This window comes from Streptomyces sp. NPDC015220 (genome assembly GCF_043079345.1).
Classification (GTDB): domain Bacteria; phylum Actinomycetota; class Actinomycetes; order Streptomycetales; family Streptomycetaceae; genus Streptomyces.
In genome coordinates, this window is record NZ_JBIBUK010000008.1 from 253,068 (window position 1) to 272,821 (window position 19,754).

At 73.7% G+C, this 19,754-nt stretch carries 19 protein-coding genes; 9 read left to right on the plus strand and 10 right to left on the minus strand.

The genetic code is table 11. The features are described 5' to 3' along the window. Positions 1–78 precede the first annotated feature (78 nt). Positions 79–1,206 carry a serine/threonine-protein kinase gene (locus ACF061_RS19210; RefSeq protein WP_392268075.1) on the minus strand — a complete coding sequence of 376 codons (1,128 nt, stop codon included), beginning with the start codon at positions 1,204–1,206 and terminating at the stop codon, positions 79–81. 504 nt (positions 1,207–1,710) lie between these two features. On the opposite strand from ACF061_RS19210, the gene ACF061_RS19215 reads away from it, so the two are divergent. Continuing rightward, on the plus strand, positions 1,711–2,163 hold the full coding sequence (locus tag ACF061_RS19215) for a hypothetical protein (RefSeq protein ID WP_392268076.1): 453 nt from the start codon (positions 1,711–1,713) through the stop codon (positions 2,161–2,163). On the opposite strand, the gene ACF061_RS19220 is transcribed toward ACF061_RS19215, so the two are convergent. Next, the gene (locus ACF061_RS19220) at positions 2,135–2,782 is read right to left on the minus strand and encodes an HD domain-containing protein (protein ID WP_392268077.1); all 648 of its coding nucleotides are present in this window, start codon (positions 2,780–2,782) and stop codon (positions 2,135–2,137) included. The genes ACF061_RS19215 and ACF061_RS19220 overlap by 29 nt on opposite strands. 517 nt (positions 2,783–3,299) lie before the next feature. Between ACF061_RS19220 and ACF061_RS19225 the strand changes: the two genes are divergently transcribed. Next, positions 3,300–4,046, plus strand: a complete 747-nt coding sequence (locus tag ACF061_RS19225) for a hypothetical protein (RefSeq protein ID WP_392268078.1) — start codon at positions 3,300–3,302, stop codon at positions 4,044–4,046. A 62-nt stretch (positions 4,047–4,108) separates the two neighbouring features. Further along, a complete protein-coding gene (locus ACF061_RS19230) occupies positions 4,109–4,522 on the plus strand; it encodes a hypothetical protein (protein WP_392268079.1) in 414 nt (137 codons plus the stop codon). Positions 4,523–4,578: 56 nt separating this feature from the next. Here the strand turns inward: ACF061_RS19230 and ACF061_RS19235 are convergent, their stop codons facing one another. From ACF061_RS19235 to ACF061_RS19245, 3 genes are all read right to left on the minus strand, one after another. Continuing rightward, the gene (locus ACF061_RS19235) at positions 4,579–5,415 is read right to left on the minus strand and encodes a RimK family alpha-L-glutamate ligase (RefSeq protein ID WP_392268080.1); all 837 of its coding nucleotides are present in this window, start codon (positions 5,413–5,415) and stop codon (positions 4,579–4,581) included. Beyond that, a complete protein-coding gene (locus ACF061_RS19240) occupies positions 5,412–6,356 on the minus strand; it encodes a RimK family alpha-L-glutamate ligase (protein WP_392268081.1) in 945 nt (314 codons plus the stop codon). The genes ACF061_RS19235 and ACF061_RS19240 overlap by 4 nt, the downstream gene beginning before the upstream one ends. A gap of 181 nt (positions 6,357–6,537) precedes the next feature. Next, positions 6,538–7,032: a MarR family winged helix-turn-helix transcriptional regulator gene (locus ACF061_RS19245; RefSeq protein WP_392268082.1), complete on the minus strand. Its 495-nt coding sequence runs from the start codon at positions 7,030–7,032 to the stop codon at positions 6,538–6,540. 162 nt (positions 7,033–7,194) lie between these two features. Between ACF061_RS19245 and ACF061_RS19250 the strand changes: the two genes are divergently transcribed. The 3 genes from ACF061_RS19250 to ACF061_RS19260 all read left to right on the plus strand — a co-directional run bounded on the left by ACF061_RS19250 (position 7,195) and on the right by ACF061_RS19260 (position 10,423). Continuing rightward, entirely contained in the window at positions 7,195–7,992 is a 798-nt protein-coding gene (locus tag ACF061_RS19250; RefSeq protein ID WP_392268131.1) for an SDR family NAD(P)-dependent oxidoreductase, read from the plus strand. Positions 7,993–8,354: 362 nt separating this feature from the next. Beyond that, positions 8,355–9,761 carry a dihydrolipoyl dehydrogenase gene (gene lpdA / locus ACF061_RS19255; RefSeq protein WP_392268083.1) on the plus strand — a complete coding sequence of 469 codons (1,407 nt, stop codon included), beginning with the start codon at positions 8,355–8,357 and terminating at the stop codon, positions 9,759–9,761. Positions 9,762–9,880: 119 nt separating this feature from the next. Further along, positions 9,881–10,423, plus strand: a complete 543-nt coding sequence (locus tag ACF061_RS19260) for a DUF488 family protein (protein ID WP_392268084.1) — start codon at positions 9,881–9,883, stop codon at positions 10,421–10,423. A 16-nt stretch (positions 10,424–10,439) separates the two neighbouring features. Here ACF061_RS19260 and ACF061_RS19265 read toward each other — a convergent pair whose 3' ends face one another. From ACF061_RS19265 to ACF061_RS19275, 3 genes are all read right to left on the minus strand, one after another. Then, positions 10,440–10,928 carry a DUF6299 family protein gene (locus ACF061_RS19265; protein WP_392268085.1) on the minus strand — a complete coding sequence of 163 codons (489 nt, stop codon included), beginning with the start codon at positions 10,926–10,928 and terminating at the stop codon, positions 10,440–10,442. 251 nt (positions 10,929–11,179) lie between these two features. Beyond that, complete coding sequence (locus ACF061_RS19270) at positions 11,180–11,578, minus strand: RidA family protein (protein ID WP_392268086.1); 399 nt, start codon at positions 11,576–11,578, stop codon at positions 11,180–11,182. Next, positions 11,575–12,744, minus strand: a complete 1,170-nt coding sequence (locus ACF061_RS19275; RefSeq protein ID WP_392268087.1) for an acyl-CoA dehydrogenase family protein — start codon at positions 12,742–12,744, stop codon at positions 11,575–11,577. Before ACF061_RS19275 ends, ACF061_RS19270 begins: the two co-directional genes overlap by 4 nt. A gap of 124 nt (positions 12,745–12,868) precedes the next feature. On the opposite strand from ACF061_RS19275, the gene ACF061_RS19280 reads away from it, so the two are divergent. From ACF061_RS19280 to ACF061_RS19290, 3 genes are all read left to right on the plus strand, one after another. Further along, positions 12,869–14,593: an AMP-binding protein gene (locus tag ACF061_RS19280; RefSeq protein ID WP_392268088.1), complete on the plus strand. Its 1,725-nt coding sequence runs from the start codon at positions 12,869–12,871 to the stop codon at positions 14,591–14,593. A 15-nt stretch (positions 14,594–14,608) separates the two neighbouring features. Beyond that, on the plus strand, positions 14,609–15,451 hold the full coding sequence (locus ACF061_RS19285; protein WP_392268089.1) for a PaaX family transcriptional regulator C-terminal domain-containing protein: 843 nt from the start codon (positions 14,609–14,611) through the stop codon (positions 15,449–15,451). An 83-nt stretch (positions 15,452–15,534) separates the two neighbouring features. Beyond that, positions 15,535–16,452: a sulfotransferase family protein gene (locus ACF061_RS19290; RefSeq protein ID WP_392268090.1), complete on the plus strand. Its 918-nt coding sequence runs from the start codon at positions 15,535–15,537 to the stop codon at positions 16,450–16,452. Here ACF061_RS19290 and ACF061_RS19295 read toward each other — a convergent pair. Together ACF061_RS19295 and ACF061_RS19300 are read right to left on the minus strand one after the other, a co-directional pair. Further along, a complete protein-coding gene (locus ACF061_RS19295) occupies positions 16,436–18,763 on the minus strand; it encodes a bifunctional salicylyl-CoA 5-hydroxylase/oxidoreductase (RefSeq protein ID WP_392268091.1) in 2,328 nt (775 codons plus the stop codon). The two genes, ACF061_RS19290 and ACF061_RS19295, sit on opposite strands and share 17 nt — an antisense overlap. 7 nt (positions 18,764–18,770) lie before the next feature. Then, positions 18,771–19,598 carry an enoyl-CoA hydratase family protein gene (locus ACF061_RS19300; RefSeq protein ID WP_392268092.1) on the minus strand — a complete coding sequence of 276 codons (828 nt, stop codon included), beginning with the start codon at positions 19,596–19,598 and terminating at the stop codon, positions 18,771–18,773. Between the last annotated feature and the right edge of the window lie 156 nt (positions 19,599–19,754).

Below are 19,754 nucleotides of genomic sequence, written 5' to 3' on the forward strand. Positions count from 1 at the left end.
TCGTGCGGTCCTGCGACCGCAAGTCTGTCACGGCTGCCGAGGGAGCCGTACAGGCTTCCGCGAACGGAGCCAGGCAGCTCAGAAGCGTGCTTCGCGGGCGTACGCGGCGCGGATCTCCTCGGCGATCCGCAGGGGCGCCGCGGGGCGGACGCCGGTGGCCCCGCCGCTTCGGGGCGAGCTCCCGCCCTGCCCGGGGACGAACTCCCGCGGGGCGGAGGGACCGGTGTTCGCGGATTCCCCGCCGGGTTCGTCGTCGACGTCGGCGGACTGCCCCGCCCCGGCCGGTACCGCCGCGCCCGCCTGCTCGTCGTCCTCCACCGCCGCCGGGTCGACGGCGGTGGGCGTGTAGGCGGGGGTGTCGACTCCGGGCTCGGGTTCGAAGGCCGGTGCGGGAAGCTGGGGCACGACGATCTCGGGCGTCAGGTCGGTAAGGCGGCGTTTGGCCTGGAGGGCGGTCAGGCCTTGGTCGTGGATGATCCGCACGAGCCGCTCGGTGACGTCGGGCAGAGCCGGCCGGGCGTCGGGGTCCGGCGCGAGCATGCCAGCGACCAGGGGCCCGAGCTCAGCGGGGAGGCCCGTCAGGTCGGGAGGGGTCGCGGGGTCCTCGATCCTCAGGGCCACGGCCTGCCAGGAGGGCCCCTCGTACGGGTAGTGCCCGGTCGCGGCGAACAGCAGCACCGCGCCCAGCGCGTAGACGTCCGCCGACCGCTCCAGCCGGTGCTCGCCGCGGGCCTGCTCCGGCGGCATGCACAGCACGCTGCCGACCACGAAGCCGGTCGCCGTCAGGGCGGTGCGGCGCTCGGCGAGCACGGCGAGACCGAAGTCGATCACCTTGGGGCCGTACCGGGACAGCAGGATGTTCTGCGGCTTGAGATCACGGTGGAGCAGCCCCGCGTCGTGCACCGTGCCGAGGCCCTCCGCCAGCAGCGCCCCGAGGCTGGCGGTCTCGGCGAGCGGGAGGGGGCCGTGCTCGGTGACGAAGGTGCGCAAGTCAGGTCCGGGGACGTACTCCACGGCGAGCCAGGGCCGGTCGGCGTCCGCGTCGGCTCCGACGAAGGCCGCGACGAACGGCCCGTACACCGTGCGCAGGCTCTCCACCTCGGACAGGAAACGCGCGCGGGTGTCCTCGTCGAGGACGGAGGGCTTGATGATCTTCACGGCGGCCTGGTGGCCGGCCGCGGACTCGCCGAGGAACACCTGCCCCATGCCGCCAGCCCCGATCCGGCACACGAGCGAGAAGCCCCCGATCGCTCTCGGGTCCTCGTCCCTCAAAGGTTCCACAGTGCCAAGCCTCCCCCTGCGTGGCCTGCGACCGCTGCTCTGACATGCGGGCCGGCCCAGACCGCGGTCAGTCTATGCAAGTCGGCGCTTCGCGTGTGCCGCCAGGTCCGGGCGTCTGATCCGCTCATTCGCGGGTCATCGCCGATCTCCACACGCCATGGGCCATGGGCCTCGCCGCGCATGCCCTGCGCGTAGGCGGCCATGGGTCCGCTGTGCAGGGCGGAGACCAGCCGCTCGCGACACGGGTCGGCGGGCGCGCCCGCGAGGTGGCACCGGCACGCATGTCCGTGCGGTACGGATTCTCCGTACCGCACGGTGCCCGGGGGATCACAGACAGTTCGCGCTGGGTAGGGTCGGCGCGAGATCTGCCGGCGGTACGGGGAGCGGGGGCGACGACGGGTGGGATGGCGCGAGGAGATCACCGCGGCCTTGGGCGAACTGGTGGCGATCACGGGCGGCTCGGGCAAGCAGCCGCGCTGGCAGCGGGTGGGGCGCGCGGTCCGCGCCAAAGAGGCGGGTCGGTACGCGGTGGACCTGCGCGGCTTCGACATCGGACCGGACCAGCTGGACGCGCTGCGGCTCGCAGGCCCCGATGCGGACGGCATCGAGACGACAGGGTTCACCGTCTCGGAGACGGTGCAGAACGGCTCCCTGCTCACGCTGAAGGTCGCCGAGTTCGCCGACCTCACGGACGCGTATCTGTGGCTGCTCAAGCAACCGCCGACCTTCCTCGTGACCGCCTTGCGCGACGGCATCGCCGGGCTGGGCGAGACGCCTCTGGCGAGTGCCCTGGCCGCGGGCTCGATCGGCGGGCGGGCTCTTTCGATCCGTTCGGATCAGGCCGCTGACGTGGTCATTGCGGCCAGGGGGAGTTCTCGATGACGTCGACGAAGTTCTCCCGGCGGTATCCCGGGGAGAAACGTTCGAGCACGTCGGCCTTGACGTTGCCGAAGGTCGTCTCCGGGCGGGGGGCGATGCCCTCGGTGAAGGCCCGCAGGATGTTCTTCTTGAAGTCCGGGCGCGGGTGCAGCCGGGTGATCTCCGCCCGGTCGGCCTCGCTGATGTCGTCGTACCCGATGCCGAGGACGTCGTACTCGACGCCTGCGGTGACGAGGGCGACCTCCGGTTCCATGAACTCGGGGATGCCCGGGGTGGTGTGCAGGGCGATGGCGGTCCAGACGCGCCGGACGCTGTCCTCCGGGACGCCGTGGCCGCGCAGGAAGCGGCGCGCCTCGTCCGCGCCGTCCACCTCGAAGCGGCGGCCGCTGGTGCGGAACGCCTCCCCCAGACCGACGTCGTGGAACATCGCGCCGACGTAGAGGAGTTCCGGATCGAAGCTCAGCCCCCGGTTGCGGCCCTGCATGCCGCCGAACCAGAAAACCCGGCGCGAGTGGTGGTAGACCAGGTCGGACGTGGTGTCCCGGATGAGTTCGGTGGCCGCGCGGGCGATCCTGGTGTCCGGGACGCTGAGGCCGGCCACGGTCGGTTCGGCGGTGGACATGTCGGTCTCTCCTCGGGCCGGCTGGTCGCGGTCCCGGCGGGAGGCGCGGGCGTCCTCGGCCGCTCCGCTCGCACTGGCGAGTGGCCGAGCCGCTCGCGCCGGCCGAGTGCCCGTTCCGCGCCGGAGATCCCGCCAGCGTAACCGGGTCCGGCCGGGTCCGCTCGTCGTCGACGGCGCACGCGCGTCGGTCGGCCGGCCTCATGCGGGGCCGTTCACGCGCGTCGGCCTCCTGGCTTCGTACGAGGCCGGGAGGCCGTGGTCGGCGGGTACGTGGGGCGTCCATGTCTGCGGGTACGTGGGGCGTCCATGTCTCGCGGCGCGACCGCAGAGGTCCCCTTGTGCGACCGGGACCCGTCGTTTCGCGTCAACTCACTGAGTTTTCAAATGACTTCGTTCAAAACCTGATCAGCCGTCACCCATATCCCTTACGCTTCCAGACGCACGAAGCGTGACGCGGGGGGATGCGGCAGTGTCCGGTGACAGATCGAAGCCTCCATGGGGGCCGCCCCAGCCGCCCATGGCCGGTGGCCGTCAGGGCGCCCGCTCGGGTGATGGCAGCCAGATCAACCAGGCGGGGCGCGACTACAACTTCCATGCGGTCACCAACGTCCGCTCCACCGGGTGGGTGGCTCTGGCCGTGGTGATCGTCGCCGTCGTCGGCGCGTTGATCGGATACGCCGTCATCGTCGACCGGTCGGACAAGCCGGCCGGCCAGGTCTCCTCCCTCTCGTCCGGCGGTGCTTCGGCCGAGGGTCCGACGGCGCAGGGGGGCGCCGCCGGTGTGGCGGGCAGGACGGACGGCCCGAGCGCGCCGGACACCGACGCCCTGGAGACACCGCCGCCGAGCCGTTCTCCGCAGCGGCCGGCCACCGAACCGGCTGTGCAGTGGCAGGGCACCCTGGTGGTCGGCACCCAGGGCAAGGATCTGGACAGCACTCACCCCGGAGGGAGTTCGTCCGCATACGGTGCCGACGTCACCCTCGGGTTGTCCGGCAACGGACTGGACGCCTGGGCGGCGAACGGCGGGTCCATCGCGCAGTGGACGGGTCAGGGCTCGACGCCCGGGCAGGGCGAGTGCGCCGAATCGGCCGACGCCGCCGGTCTGGCCTCGGCGCCGCTGCGGCAGGGCGCCGTGCTGTGCGTGCGGACCGACCAGAACCGCATCGCCAGGCTCAAGATCGTCAAGGTCAACGATGCGGACTTCGCCTTCACCGTGGAGTTCGACGCCGTCGTCTGGCAGCCCGCCGCGGACCAGGGCGGCTGAGCCCGGGCGGCGACGCGCCACCGGTGCGACGGCGGACGAGGGACAGCGAAAGGGGAGGGGACATGGACCCACTGGTGATGACGGCTGCGAGCGCCCTGGTGAGTTCGATGGCGACCGACGCCTGGGAGCAGGCGCGTCACGGGGTGCTCACCCTGTGGCAGCGGGTGCGGCCCGAGCGGGTCCCGGCCATCGAGGGGGAGCTGGCCGAGGTGCGGGAGGAGGTGCTGGCGGCCCGGCAGGCCGAGGACCTGGAGGCCGAGGAGGAGCTGGTGCGGGACTGGCAGCGGCGGCTCCAGCGGCTGGTGGGCGCCGATCCCGCCGTCCACCAGGAGCTCCGGCGGGTGCTGGACGAGGTGCTGACCCCCCTCCTGTCGAGGAGCGAGGCGTCGTCCCCCCGCACGGTGACGATGCACGCGCGGGCCGGGGACAACTCCGTGATCAACCAGGCGGGCCGTGACATGAACATCGGCCGGTGAGGGGAGGGCGTACGGTCCGTCCCCTCGGCGTCATGCGGCGCGAGCCCCGTCCCTGCTCAGGTCCCGCCCACAGCGTCCGCCGCGAGACGCCGACCGGCCGACCCGGTCCCGGCCCGGGCCAGGGTCAGGGCCGCCAGGGCCTCCGGGGCTCCCGACTGGCCCCGGACGCCGGGGAAGGCGTTGATGTCCACGATCAGCGGGGCGCCGTCGCCGTCGTCGATGACGTCCACACCGTAGACGTCCAGGGCGAAGACCTCACCGACCCGGTGCACCAGAGCGGACCAGCCTTCCGGCAGGCTGCCGGGGTCGAGGGGCTGGGCCGGGCCCTGCTCCCCGGGTGCGAGTTCGGAGCGGCGCAGGGCGGCGAAGAGCCGGTCCCCGATCGCCCACAGTTTGTGGTCCCAGCCGCTGTTCGGCGCGAACTCCTGGACGACGACCGGCTCCCGCGGAAAGGCGGCGGCGAGCTCCCGGAGTCGTGCGGCGTCGTCGACGCGGGCCACCAGGTCGTCCTTGCGGCTGTGCCGGCTCTTGACCACCACCGGCCAGGGCGGCTCCGCTCCGGCGGCCAGCCGGGCGAGGGTGGGCCAGGTGCGGGTGGCGGCGAACGGGAGGCCGGCCCGCCGGGCCCGCTCCGCCATCGCCGTGCGGTCCTGGCACAGCGCGGTCGCGGCGGCCGAGTTCAGCACCGGGGCGCCACGCCGCTCCAGGGCGCGGGCCAGGGACAGGGCGCGCGGCGTACGCGCCTTCAGCAGGTAGACGTCGGCGAGCGGCCCGGGGACGTCCGTCGCCGTCTCCGCATCCAGCGTCTCCACCTCGTGCCCGGGGGCGAGCAGGGCGGTGGTGCCGGCCAGCAGCGGATGGCCGGGGTCGCGGGTGATCAGGCCGATCCTCATCCGGTCTTGCCCGCCGCCACGGGGACCTGCGCCGGGCCGGGACGCACCGGGGTCTGAGCGCCGTCGACGGCTTCGCCGCGCTGTTCCGGCATCCGGACGGGGGCCGCCCCGGCCGCGTCGGGCCCGCGGTCCGTGCGGGCCGCCAGCTCCAGCACCGCCCGGGCCACCCGGGCCGTCGCGTCGGGGACCTGACGGAAGCTGGGGAAGTCGTTCACGTCGACGACCACGGGGCCGTCCGGTCCCAGCACCACGTCGACGCCGTAGAGGTCGAGGCCGTAGACCGCGCCGACCCGGGCGGCTATCGCGGCCACTTCGGCCGACAGCGGCACCCGCCGTTCCCGTACCGGGTGCTCGGGGTGGAGCGGGGAGCGGCGCTCGGTCGCGTACAGCTTCCCGCCGACGCCGTAGACCTTGATGTCCACGCCCGAGTTGGCCACGTAGGGCTGGGCGATGAGCATTCCCTCGCCCGCCAGTTCGCCGACCGTGTGGGCGAGCCGCTCCGGTGAGGTCACCAGGTGCACGGCCCGTCCCGAGCTGCCGTCGGCGGGCTTGACCACGATCGGGTACTCCGACGCCGGTATCTCGGCCAGCAGTTCGGGCCGCGCCGCCGCGTAGGTGGGCGGCAGGGGGAGCCCGCGGCCGCGGCCGATCGCCGCGGCGAGCGCCTTGTCCCGTACGCCTCGTATCGACCGGGCGTCGTTGACCGTCGTCAGTCCGGCCGAGGCCGCGGCTTCGAGCAGGGTGAGCCCGGGGCCGCCGGAGACCGTCTTGAGCACCCACGCGTCATGGGTGCCCGCCTGCACCGCCTCGGTCATGCGCAGCAGGGACCCGCCCGGCCGCAGCACGTCCACCTGGTGCCCCCAGGACGTGAGTTGGCGGATCACCTCGACCGGCATGCCGTCGTGGCGGTACTGCTCCTCCACCAGGAAGCAGAGTTTCATCGATCTTCCCCGACCCTTCGGACGCCCGCCCTTGTCGTCGGCATCCTGCGACTGTGACGTCCTGTGACGTCACAGGATGTCATGAACCGTTCCACGCCCAGGGGGTGGTCGGGAAGTGGCCGGTTCGCCCACCGCTTCCGGCGTCGGTCCGCGGCCGGGGAGGCGTCCGGTCCGCCCGGGGTCAGTCGGCGGCCGGGGAGGCGTCCGGTTCGCCCGACCGCGACCAGGTCAGCCCTTCCAGCCGCTCGATGCTCTGGTTGAACTCGATCAGCAGGCCGAGGAACCGCCCGGTCGTCTCCTCCGTCCACCCGGAGGCCTCGATGAGGCGCGTGGTTCCCGCACGGCTGACCGCCCGGTCGGCCTCGAGGCGTTCCAGACCGAGCGCGGTGGGGCGGAACTTGCGGGCCATGCCCCCCTCGGGGTCGGGGATGCGTTCGACGAGGCCGTTGCGGAGCATGGCGCTGACCTGCCGATTGATGGTGGAGAGGCCCACCTGGAAGGTGTGCGCCAGCTCCTTGAGCGTGAGCGGCTCGCCGACCTCCAGGCGGGTGAGCAGGACGTACGCCGAACGCTCCAGGCTCTGGCCGACGCGAGGTCCCCGGGCGGCGACGAAGTGCCGGGACAGCAGGGTCAGCTCCCGCTCCAGGTCGCTCAGCCGGCGCTGCTGCTCAGTCATGCCCTCGATCCTCTTCCCCGGTCGGTTCCCCCTCATCTTCGCCCATCCGCGCCCCCGCCCGGGAGGTCTTTGTGCATGATGCACACGATGTGTATCGTGCATGTCGTGTGCATCATGCACATCGAGCGGCTGACGCCGCACCCCCGACGGAAGGACTCGGCGATGGAACGCCTCAAGGACAAGGTCGCCGTGATCACCGGCGCCGGCAGCGGGATCGGGCGGGCCGCCGCCGAGCTGATGAGCGCGGAGGGCGCCCGTGTGGTGGTCGCCGACCACCACACGCCGAGCGCCGAGGAGACCGCCAGGACGATCGAGGCGGCGGGCGGGCGGGCCCTGCCCGTCACCGTGGACGTCACCGACGAGACCTCGGTGGCCGGCATGATCGAAGCGGCCGTCGGCGAGTTCGGCGGGCTGCACGTGCTCTGCAACCACGTCGGCGGAACCGACCCGCGCCGGGACCTCGACCTGCTGCGCATGGACATGGCCGAGTTCGACCGGGCCGTCGCCCTCAACATGCGCAGCACCCTGCTGGGCGCCCGGTACGCGGTGCCCCACATGATCCGCGCCGGCGGCGGGTCCATCATCAACACCGCTTCCGTGGCCGCCCTGGTCGGCGACGTCCTGCAGACCTCCTACGGAGCCGTCAAGGCCGCCGTGGTCAGCATCACCAAGTCGATCGCCGTCCAGTACGGACCCCAGCGGGTGCGCTGCAACGCCATCGCCCCCGGCGCCGTCATGACGCCCGCCCTGGAGAACAACCTGCCCGAGGACGTCGTCGACTCCCTCCGGCGGGGGAACGCCCTGCCGTACCTGGGCTCCCCGGAGGACATCGGCCACACCATGGTGTTCCTCGCCTCGGACGAGTCCCGCTACCTCACGGGCCAGCTCCTCGTCGTGGACGGCGGCATGACCACGCAGTCCTCCGCCGCGCCCGGACGCCGCGCCATGCTGCCCGGCTGACGCCCGGCCGGGAAGGACGGGGTGGGTCCCGATGCCGGCGCCCGGCACCGGGTCCCGGCGGCTCCGGGTCCCGGCGGCTCCGGGTCCCGGCGGCTCCGGGTCCCGGCGGCTCCGGGTCCCGGCGGCACCGGGTCCCGGCGGCACCGCGCCCGGTGTCCGCGCGGTCGCACCCGGCCTTCGGCCCGCCGTGCCGGTGGCAGCGCGGCACCCGCCCCTCCCCGCGGTCCCGGTGGCAGCCTCGCCCCGTCGTGCCCGGCGTCCGCGCCGTCGCGCCTGGCGTCCGTCGCGTCGTCTCCGGTGTTCGCAGCGTCACGCGCGGTGTTCGTTGCGGCAGCCCCGCGTCATCGTCCAGAGTGACATGCATGAGCGATCATTACGATGTCGTTGTCCTGGGCGCGGGTCCCGGCGGCTACACCGCCGCGGTGCGTGCCGCCCAACTGGGCCTGTCCACCGCGGTGGTCGAGGAGAAGTACTGGGGCGGTGTCTGCCTGAACGTGGGCTGCATCCCCTCCAAGGCCCTTCTGCGCAACGCCGAGTTGGCCCACACGGTCACTCAGCGGGCCGACACGTACGGGATCCGGTCGGAGTCCCCGATCACGTTCGACTACGGCGCGGCCTTCAAGCGCAGCCGCGACGTGGCGGAGGGCCGGGTCGCCGGCGTCCACTACCTGATGCGCAAGAACAAGATCACCGAGTACACCGGCCGCGGCACCTTCAGCGACGCGAACACGCTCCAGGTCGCACTCGCCGACGGCGGCACCCGGACGGTCACCTTCGACCACTGCGTCATCGCGGCCGGCGCCACCACCCGGCTGCTGCCCGGCACCCGGCTGAGCGAGCGCGTCGTCACCTACGAGGAGCAGATCCTCACCGAGCGGCTGCCCGGCAGCATCATCATCGCCGGTGCCGGCGCCATCGGGGTCGAGTTCGCGTACGTGCTGCACAACTACGGCGTGAAGGTCACCGTCGTCGAGTTCGCCGACCGGGTCGTGCCCGCCGAGGACGCCGACGTGTCGAAGGAACTCGCCAAGCACTACCGCAAACTCGGCATCGAGGTCCACACCTCCACCCGCGTGGAGTCCATCGACGACTCCGACCCGGCTCGGCCGGTCCGGGTGACCGTGGACAAGAACGGCACCCGGCAGGTCCTGGAGGCCGACAAGGTGCTCCAGGCCATCGGCTTCGCCCCCCGGGTGGACGGCTACGGCCTGGAGGCGACCGGGGTGCGGCTGACCGACCGGGGCGCCATCGAGGTCGACGCGCGCGGCCGCACCAACGTGCCCAGCCTGTACGCGATCGGCGACGTGACGGGCCAGTTGATGCTGGCCCACGCGGCCGAGGCCATGGGCATCATCGCCGTCGAGACCATCGGCGGCGCGGAGACCATGGAAGTCGACTTCCGGATGATCCCGCGCGCGACCTACTGCCAGCCGCAGATAGCCAGTTTCGGCTACACCGAGGCGCAGGCCCGGGAGGCGGGCTTCGACGTCCAGGTCGCGAAGTTCCCGTTCACCGCGAACGGCAAGGCGCACGGTCTGGGCGAGCCGGCCGGGTTCGTGAAGGTGATCAGCGACGCCACCCACGGCGAACTGCTCGGCGCCCACCTGATCGGCCCGGAGGTGACCGAGCTGCTGCCCGAGCTGACCCTGGCCCAGCAGTGGGACCTCACGGTGCACGAGGTGGCCCGCAACGTCCACGCCCACCCGACGCTGGGCGAGGCGGTCAAGGAAGCGGTGCACGGACTGGCCGGCCACATGATCAACATGTAGGACGGGCGTGGCCGGGGCCGCTGCCGCCGTGACTTGGGCATGCGCGGCGGCTCGGCCCCGTGCATGCCGGCGGCGGCCCTGGTGACCCGTACCTCCCCGATCGTGAAGGTTCGGCACCCATGGAAACGCCTCTGCTCACCTTCGGGCACGGCACCGCGGACCGTGAGCGGATCACCGGCCTGCTGGGCCGGGCCGGTGTCACGTCGGTCGTGGACGTACGCACCGCGCCGGGCAGCCGCCGCGACCCGGACCTGCTCCGGGACCGGCTCGCCGAGTGGCTGCCCGGCAGCGGCGTCGCCTACCGGTGGGAACCCGCCCTCGGCGGGTTCCGCAAACCGGAACCGGACGGCCCGGACACCTTCTGGCGCAACGACTCCTTCCGCGGCTACGCGGCCCACACCCGCTCGCCCGATTTCGTCGCCGCCATGGACCGGCTGCTCGACGAGGCGGCCCGCGCCCGTACGACGGTGATGTGCGGCGAGGCGGTCTGGTGGCGCTGCCACCGCCGGCTCATCGCGGACTTCGCGGTGCTCGCCCGCGGGGTGCCGGTCCGCCACCTCATGCACGACGGGCGGACCGTCCCCCACGTCCCGACGGTCGGCGCGCGGCTGCGCGAGGACGGGCTCCTGGTCTACGACGTCCTCGACGGCCCGCCGGAATGAGGCGGCGCGGCCCCGGTCAGGCCTTGACCAGGGTCACGTCCCGCTCGCCGATCGCATGGAAGTCGGGCAGCAGCAGGATGCCGTGCCGGACGAGCTCCATGACGGTGGCCTGGACCTGGGCCGCCCCCGGGGCCGGGGCGCGGCCGGGCCGGCCGGTGTTGGCCCAGCGGTGCACGGCACCGTCGCAGACGGCCCGGGTGCCGCCGATGCCGTTGCTGGTGCGGAAGTCGTCCTGGCTGATGGAGGAGCTGACGAAGACGGGGCCTTCGGCTCCGGTGCAGCGGTAGGTGCCGGAGATCGTGACGGTGCCGTCCTTGGCCAACCGCACCTTCCGGTCCACGGTCACGGTCTCGACCGCGGCGGTGGACCCGGCCGTGGCCACCGCCGCGGGGGCGGCCGGGGCCTCCGGTGCGGCCAGGAGCAGCGCGGCCGCGGCCATGCCGAGGACGCAGAGGCCGCCGAGAACGGGCCGGACGGATCTGAGGGACGCTGACGCTACGGACATGAGGGCCTCCCGGGAACTGGTATGGGGGTTTCCACTGGTACCGGGTGGTCATGCGCGCGGCCGTGATCCTCACCCCTTCGGTGGCGAGTCCGGGTCGTCACGGCCCGACGGGCTGCACCAAGCGGGGTACGCCCGGCGAGGTGGGCGCGTCCGGCGGGATGCGGCCGTCCGGCGAGGTGGGCGCTTCCGGCGGAACGGGTACGTCCGGCGGATGGCCGTGCCCGCCTCCGGGCGTGGAGGTTCCGGAGCCGTCAGGGGAGGACGGCGAAGCCGTCGAGTTCCACCAGGGCCCGCTCGTCCCACAGGCGCACCACTTGCACGACCGCCATGGCCGGGTAGTCGCGGCCGGCCGACTCGCGCCAGATGCGGCCCAGCCGGGGCGCGTGGGCGCGGTAGGCGGCGATGTCGGTGGCGTAGACCGTGACGCGGGCCAGGTCGGCGGGGGCGCCGCCGGCGGCGCGCAGTGCGGTGAGGAGGTTGCCGAGGGCACGCTCGAACTGTTCGGGCAGGGTGTCGCCGACCACTTCGCCGTCGGCGTCGAGGGCGGTCTGGCCGGCCAGGAACAGCAGGCGGGAGCCGGTGGCGACGACGGCGTGCGAGAAGCCGGTGGGCGGGGACAGCTCGGGCGGGTTGACGCGCTCGGCGGTCACGGGGCCTCCGTGGTCGGACGTGGCGCCGCGTACAGCTCCTTGGCGATGATTGCCCGCTGCACCTCGCTCGCGCCCTCGTAGATCCGGGGTGCGCGCACCTCGCGGTAGAGGTGTTCGAGCAGGTGCCCGCGGCGCAGGGCGCGGGCGCCGTGCAGTTGGACGGCCTTGTCGACGACGTACTGCGCGTTCTCGGTGGCCAGCAGTTTCGCCATGGCGGCGCGTTTGGGCAGGTCGGGGGCGCCGTCGTCGTACGCCGTCGCCGCCGCGTAGACCATCAGGCGGGCCGCCTCCGTGCGCAGGGCCATCTCGGCGACCTGGTGGGCGACGGTCTGCAGGTCGCTCAGCTTGCCGCCGAAGGCGTCGCGGCGGGCGGTGTGGGCGAGCGTCGCGTCCAGCGCGGCCTGGGCCATGCCGAGGGCGAAGGCGCCGACGCTGGGGCGGAAGAGGTTGAGGGTGCTCATCGCGACCCGGAAGCCGCGGTCCACCTCGCCGAGCACGTCGTCGGCCGTGACCGGGACGCCGTCGAAGGCGAGGGTCCCGATGGGGTGCGGGGACAGCATCTCCAGAGCGCCGCCGGTGAGGCCGGGGCGGTCGGCCGGTACCAGGAAGGCGGTGATGCCGCGGGAGCCCGCGCCGGGGGTGGTGCGCGCGAAGACGGTGTAGAAGTCGGCCTCGGGGGCGTTGGAGATCCAGCACTTCTCACCGGTGAGCCGCCAGCCCGGCCGGCCGCCGGGGCGGGCGCCGGCGGCCCGGGCGGTGTCCGGGGCCGCCCGCAGGGTGAGGGCGGCCGCGTCGGAGCCCGCGTCCGGCTCGCTCAGGGCGAAGGCCGCCACCGCGCTGCCGTCGGCCACCGCGGGCAGCCAGCGGGTGCGCTGGGCGGGGGTGCCGTGGGCGTGGACGGGGTGGGCGCCGAGTCCCTGGAGGGCCAGGGCGGTCTCGGCCTCGGTGCAGGCGTACGCCAGGGACTCCCGCACCAGGCACAGGTCCAGGGCGCCCGAGGTGAACAGGCGCTCCAGCAGGCCGAGTCGGCCCAGTTCGGCGAGGAGCGCCCGGTTGACGCGGCCCGGCTCGCCCTTCTCCGCGAGCGGACGCAGCCGGTCGGCGGCCAGGGCGCGCAACCGCGCACACCGCGCGAGCCGTTCCGGTTCGAGTGAGAATGCGGGCATTCGCCGGTCCTCCCTCCCCCGGCTGGACCGGGGTTCGCTCCCACCGTATCGCGTACCGTTGACTGTCGTCACCAACGCGATACGCTCCAGGTGCGAGCCCACCACGACGAGGGGGCGAACCGCCATGGAGCCGAGGGGCCCGGTCGGGCAGGACACCAGGGACAGCGCCGAGGAGAGCACCGGGAGCGGCCCCGGGGAGGGCCCCGACGAGGGTTCCGGGAGCGGCGTCGCGCGGCCGGCCGCCTCGGCCCACGTCGACACCTTCGCGCGCGACCACCTCCCGCCCCCGGACCAGTGGCCCGAGCTGCGCTTCGACCTCCCGGAGCTGCGCTACCCGGCCCGGCTGAACTGCGCCGCCGAGCTGCTGGGCGGCGCCGGCCCGGCCGACGCCGGGCGCCCGGTGTTCCGTACCGGTTCCGGGGAGGTGTGGACGTACGGCGAGCTGCGCGCCCGCGTCGACCGCATCGCGCACGTGCTGACCGCCGGTCTCGGCGTGGTCCCCGGCAACCGCGTCCTGCTGCGCGGCCCCACCACCCCGTGGCTGGCCGCCTGCTGGCTGGCCGTGCTCAAGGCCGGGGCGGTCGCCGTCACCGTGCTGGCCCAGCAGCGCCCGCACGAGCTGAGCACGATCTGCGAGATCGCCCGCGTCCGGCACGCGCTGTGCGACGTCCGGGCCGTGGACGACCTGGTCAAGGCGGAGATACCGGGGCTCGCCCTCACGACGTACGGCGGTGACGCCCCCGACGACCTGCTGCGCCGTCCGGCGCCCGACCGCCCGTTCCCGGCCGTGGCCACCGCCGCGGACGACGTGGCGCTGATCGCGTTCACCTCGGGCACCACCGGCCGGCCCAAGGGCTGCGTCCACTTCCACCGGGACGTGCTGGCGATCGCGGACACCTTCTCCGCGCACGTGCTCGGACCGCGTCCGGACGACGTCTTCGCGGGCAGTCCTCCGCTGGGCTTCACCTTCGGTCTCGGCGGGCTGGTGGTCTTCCCGATGCGGGCCCGCGCCAGCGCCCTGCTGCTCGAACAGGCCCGTCCCGGGCAACTTCTGGCCGCGGTCGCCGAGCACCGGGTGTCCGTGCTGTTCACGGCGCCCACCGCATACCGGGCGATGCTCGGCGAACTCGAACTCGCTGAGCACGACGTCTCCTCGCTCAGGCGCTGCGTGTCGGCCGGCGAGAACCTGCCCGCCGCGACCTGGCACGCCTGGCACGAGCGGACCGGGGTGCGCATCGTCAACGGCATCGGCGCCACCGAGCTGCTGCACATCTTCATCTCGGCGGCCGACGCGGACATCCGGCCCGGCACCACGGGGGTTCCCGTGCCGGGGTGGCGGGCGCGGGTGCAGGACGCGGACGGACGGCCGGTTCCCGACGGGCAGCCGGGGCTGCTGGCCGTCCAGGGCCCGATCGGCTGCCGGTACCTCGCCGACCCGCGGCAGCGCGACTACGTGCGCGACGGCTGGAACGTCACGGGCGACACCTACGTCCACGAACGCGACGGCTACTTCCGCTATGTGGCCCGCGCCGACGACATGATCATCTCGGCCGGGTACAACATCGCCGGGCCGGAGGTCGAGGACGCGCTGCTGCGCCACCCGGACGTGGTGGAGGCGGCGGTCGTCGGGCGGCCCGACGAGGCGCGCGGGAACGTCGTCGTGGCCCACGTGGTGCTGCGGGAGGGCGCGGCGCGGGACGGCGAGGCGCTGCGCGCGTACGTCAAGTCCGTGCTGGCGCCGTACAAGTGCCCGCGCGAGATCGTCTTCCCGGACGCGTTGCCGCGCACGGCGACCGGCAAGCTCCAGCGGTTCCGGCTGCGCGATCCGGACGGCCATGACCAGCGGTGATACCGACGACCTAAAATGATCTACGTGTCCGAGCAGCCCGCGCAACCCGCCCCGAGGTCCCTCATCGTCACGCTGTACGGCGCGTACGGCCGCTTCGTGCCCGGCCCGGTGCCCGTCGCCGAGCTGATCCGGCTGCTGGCCGCCGTCGGCGTGGACGCGCCCTCCGTGCGCTCCTCGGTGTCCCGGCTGAAGCGGCGCGGGCTGCTGGTGCCGGCCCGCACCGCCCACGGCACGGCCGGATACGGACTGTCGCCCGAGGCGCGGCAGTTGCTCGACGACGGCGACCGGCGCATCTACGCGGCCGAGCGGCCCGGGGACGAGGGCTGGGTGCTGGCGGTGTTCTCGGTGCCGGAGTCGCAGCGGCAGAAGCGGCACGTGCTGCGCTCCCGGCTGGCCGGGCTCGGCTTCGGCACGGCGGCGCCGGGCGTGTGGATCGCCCCGGCCCGGCTGTACGAGGAGACCCGGCACACGCTGCGGCGGCTGGGGCTGGACGGGTACGTGGACTTCTTCCGCGGCGAGCACCTCGGCTTCACTCCCACGGCCCAGGCGGTGGGGCGCTGGTGGGACCTGACGGCCGTCGCCGAGCGGCACGAGGCGTTCCTCGACCGGCACGCTCCCGTGCTGCGGGCCTGGGAGCAGCGCGCGGACACCCCGCCCGAGGACGCCTACCGGGACTACCTCCTCGCCCTGGACTCCTGGCGGCACCTGCCCTACGCCGACCCCGGTCTGCCCGCCCGGCTGCTGCCCGCCGACTGGCCGGGGGCCCGCTCGGCCGCCGTGTTCCGGGCGCTGCACCAGCGGCTGCACGAGGCGGGGGCGGTCTACGCGGGCGTTCCGGAGCCGCCCGCACGCATGTGATGTGCCTCACATGACAGATGGGTAAGGGAACGCTCAGGCTGCTCCGACCGTCTTCTCAGTTTCCTTACCTAGCGTCCGGTCGCATGAGTCTCATGCGTAACGTGAACCGGGCACTCACCGCCACGACCGGCCTCCAGGTGCGGAGGGCTCCCCGGACCGCCCCGGCGGCGTCCGCCGCCGCGAAGCCCACGAAGTCCGCCGGGCCCGCGGCCGCGTACCGGCGTCCGTCGGAGCGGGACCTGCCCGTCGACCGGCTGCTGCGACGGCCCGTGTTCGTCATCTCCTCGGTCCGCTCCGGCTCCACCCTGCTGCGCATGATGCTGGGCGCCCACTCACAACTGCACGCCCCGCACGAACTGCACCTCGGCCGGACCGACGTCATCTGCAACAACTGGCACTCCGAGCGCGCGATGAAGGCCCTCGGGCTGGCCCGCGGCGATCTGGAGCACCTGCTGTGGGACCGCGTCATGCACCGCGAACTGGTCCGGTCCGGCAAGGACTTCATCGTCGAGAAGACCCCGGCCAACGCCTTCATGTACCGGCGCATCCTGGACTGCTGGCCCGACGCGCGCCTGGTGCTGCTGCTGCGCCACCCGGAGTCGATCGTCCGGTCCTGGCACGAGAGCGACCCGGTCAAGCGGCCGTACGACAAGGCCGTCACCGACGCGCTGCGCTACATGACGGCCGTCGAGGAGGTCCGCGAGGCCGGCGTCGGCGGCTGCACGGTGCGCTACGAGGACATCACCGCCGATCCGGAGCGGGAGATGCGCCGCCTGTGCGCCCACCTCGGCCTGGAGTACGAGCCGGCGATGCTGCGCTACGGCAGGAAGGAGAGCGGCGAACTGGTCCGGGGCCTGGGCGACTGGCGCGACAACATCCGTACCGGCACGGTGCAGCCGGGGCGTGCGCTGCCGGCGGACGACGAGATAGCGGCACCGCTGCGGCCGCTCTGCGGGGCCTGGGGCTATCTGTCGCCGAAGGGCGTCAGCTCTCCAGCGTGAGACGGGGCCGGGGAGCGTCCGTGCGGCCGGTCCGCGGCGGCCGGCTGCCCGCCCGGTAGGGCGCCGGCCACACGGCGGCGGGCCCCTCGTAGCCCTGTTCGGCGGCGGCGTGCAGCGTCCAGTGCGGGTCGTACAGGTGCGGCCGGGCGAGTGCGCACAGGTCCGCGCGCCCGGCCAGGACCAGCGAGTTGACGTCGTCCCAGGAGGAGATGGCGCCGACCGCGATCACCGGGACGCCCGCCTCGTGCCGGACGCGGTCGGCGTACGGCGTCTGGTACGACCGCCCGAACTCCGGGCGTTCCTCGGCCACCACCTGCCCGGTCGACACGTCGATGGCGTCGGCTCCGTGCGCGGCGAAGGCGCGGGCGATCGCCACCGCGTCCTCGGCCGTGGTGCCGCCCTCGGCCCAGTCGGTCGCCGAGATGCGCACCGTCATCGGCCGCTCCTCGGGCCACACCGCGCGCAGCGCGTCGAAGACCTCCAGCGGGTAGCGCAGCCGCCCGTCCAGGCTGCCGCCGTAGGCGTCGGTGCGGTGGTTGGTGAGCGGGGAGAGGAATCCGGAGAGCAGATAGCCGTGGGCGCAGTGCAGTTCCAGGAGGTCGAAGCCGGCCCGGTCGGCGCGCCGGGCCGCGGCGACGAACTGTTCGCGGATGTCGGTGAGTTGCGCTCGGGTCAGCCGGCGCGGGACCTGGCTGCCCGGTTTGTACGGCAGCGGCGAGGCGGCCGTGAGCGGCCAGTTGCCCTCGACAAGCGGCTCGTCGATCCCTTCCCACATCAGCTTCGTCGAGCCCTTGCGCCCGCTGTGGCCGAGCTGGACGCCGATCGCGGTGCCCGGCGCCTGCCGGTGCACGAAGTCGGTGATCCGCCGCCAGGCCTCGGTCTGCCGGCCGGTCCACAGCCCGCCGCAGCCGGGGGTGATCCGGCCTTCGGGGCTCACGCAGACCATCTCGGTCATCACCAGTCCAGCGCCGCCGAGCGCGCGGGCGCCCAGGTGGACGAGGTGGAAGTCGCCGGGAACGCCGTCGACGGCCGAGTACATGTCCATGGGCGAGACCACGACCCGGTTGCGCAGGGTCAGGCCACGCAGCCGGAACGGGGTGAACATCGGCGGCGTGCCGGGCGGGCAGCCGAACTCCCGCTCGACGGATTCGGTGAAGCGGGCGTCGCGCAGCCGCAGGTTGCCGTGGGTGACCCGGCGGCTGCGGGTGAGCAGGTTGAAGGCGAACTGGCGGGGCGGCTGGCGGAGGTACAGGCCCACGTTCTCGAACCACTCCAGGCTGGCCCGGGCGGCCCGCTGGGTGGAGGCGACGACCGGCCCGCGCTCCGCCTGGTACGCCGCCAGCGCCTCGGGCAGGGAGGGCTGCTCCGTCACGCAGGCGGCGAGCGCGAGGGCGTCCTCGACGGCGAGCTTGGTGCCGGAGCCGATGGAGAAGTGGGCGGTGTGGGCGGCGTCGCCGAGCAGCACCAGGTTGCCGTGCGACCATCGCTCGTTGACCACCGTGCGGAAGGTGGTCCACGCGGAGTTGTTGGAGCGCAGCGGGCGTCCGCCGAGCGCGTCGGCGAAGATCTTGGCGCAGCGCTCGACGGACCCCTGCTCGTCCATGTCCGCGAACCCGGCGGCCCGCCACACCTCCTCGCGCATCTCGACGATGACCGTCGAGGCGCCCTGGTCCTCCGGCCCGGAGGGCGTCGCCGGGGGCCGCTCGGGCGACGGACGGGAGTACGGATAGCCGTGCAGCTGCATGACGCCGTGCTCGGTCTCGGCGATCTCGAAGCGGAAGGCGTCGAGGGCGAAGTCGGCGGCGAGCCAGATGTAGCGGCAGCGGTGGGCGGTCACCCGTGGCCGGAAGACGTCCGCGTAAGCCTCGCGGGTGGCGCTGTGCACGCCGTCGGCGGCGACGACCAGGTCGTGCGTCCGCATCAGCCGGGCCGCATCCGGCGCCTCGGTACCAAAGCGCAGGTCGACGCCGAGGGTGCGGCAGCGCTCGTGCAGGATCTGCAGGAGCCGGCGCCGGCCCAGCGCGGCGAAGCCGTGGCCGCCGGAGGTGTGCCGGACGCCCCGGTGCACGATGTCGATGTCCTCCCAGCGCACGAAGTCCCGCTGGAGGGCCCGGTGGACCACCGGGTCGGCGTGCTCGATCCCGCCGAGCGTCTCGTCGGACAGGACGACCCCGAAGCCGAAGGTGTCGTCGGGCGCGTTGCGTTCGTAGACGGTGATCTCCCGGCCCGGATCGAGCCGCTTGAGCAGGGCGGCGGCGTACAGGCCGCCGGGGCCGCCGCCGATGACCGCGACGTGCGCCGCGCCGGTCACCGCGTCCTCACCTCCCCCGCCACTTCGGCGGCCGCTTCTCGGTGAAGGCGGCGTGGAACTCGGCGTAGTCCTCGCCGTTCATCAGCAGGGCCTGGGTGGCGGCGTCGAGCTCGACGGCGGCGGCCAGGGGCATGTCCAGTTCGGCGGTGAGCAGGGCCTTGGTCTGGGCGTGCGCGAGGGCCGGGCCGTCGGCCAGGCGCCGGGCCAGCGACCGGGCCGCCTCGTCGGCGTGGCCCTCCTCGGTCAGCAGGCTGATCAGGCCGATCCGCTCGGCCTCGGGCGCCCGCACCGGCTCGCCCAGCATCAGCAGCCGGGTGGCGTGACCGAGCCCGACCACCCGGGGCAGCAGGTAGGCCGCGCCCATGTCGCCGCCGGACAGGCCGACCCGGGTGAACAGGAACGCGAACCGGGCGCTCGGGTCGGCCACCCGGAAGTCGGCGGCCAGCGCCAGCACCGCCCCGGCGCCCGCCGCCACGCCGTGCACCGCCGCGATCACCGGGAACGGGCACTCCCGCACGGCCCGCACGACCTGCCCGGTCATCCGGTTGAAGTCCAGCAGCTCGGCGGTGTCCATGGACAGGGTGGCGCCGATGATCTCGTCCACGTCGCCGCCCGAGCAGAAGCCGCGCCCCGCGCCGGCCAGCACCAGGGCGCGCACGGCCCGCTCGCGGGACAGCTCGGCGAGCAGGTCGCGCAGGTCGGCGTAGGCGCCGAAGGTGAGCGCGTTGAGCTTGTCGGGGCGGGCGAGAGTGACCGTGGCGACGCCGTCGGCCAGCTCGACGCGCAGGTGCTGCCAGTCGGCGGTGCGGGTGGCGGAGCCGGTGAAGGGACTCATGACGTACGGCCTCCTCGGCGGACTGCCTCTGTCGTTGCTCGCTCAGCTCTCCCTCATGAAGCTATCACTCATCCGTGACCGTCGTCACGAGTGCGCGATAGAGGGACGAGGCGCCGTGGCCCGGGCGGGTGGCCCCGCCGTGGCTTCGTCACAGGT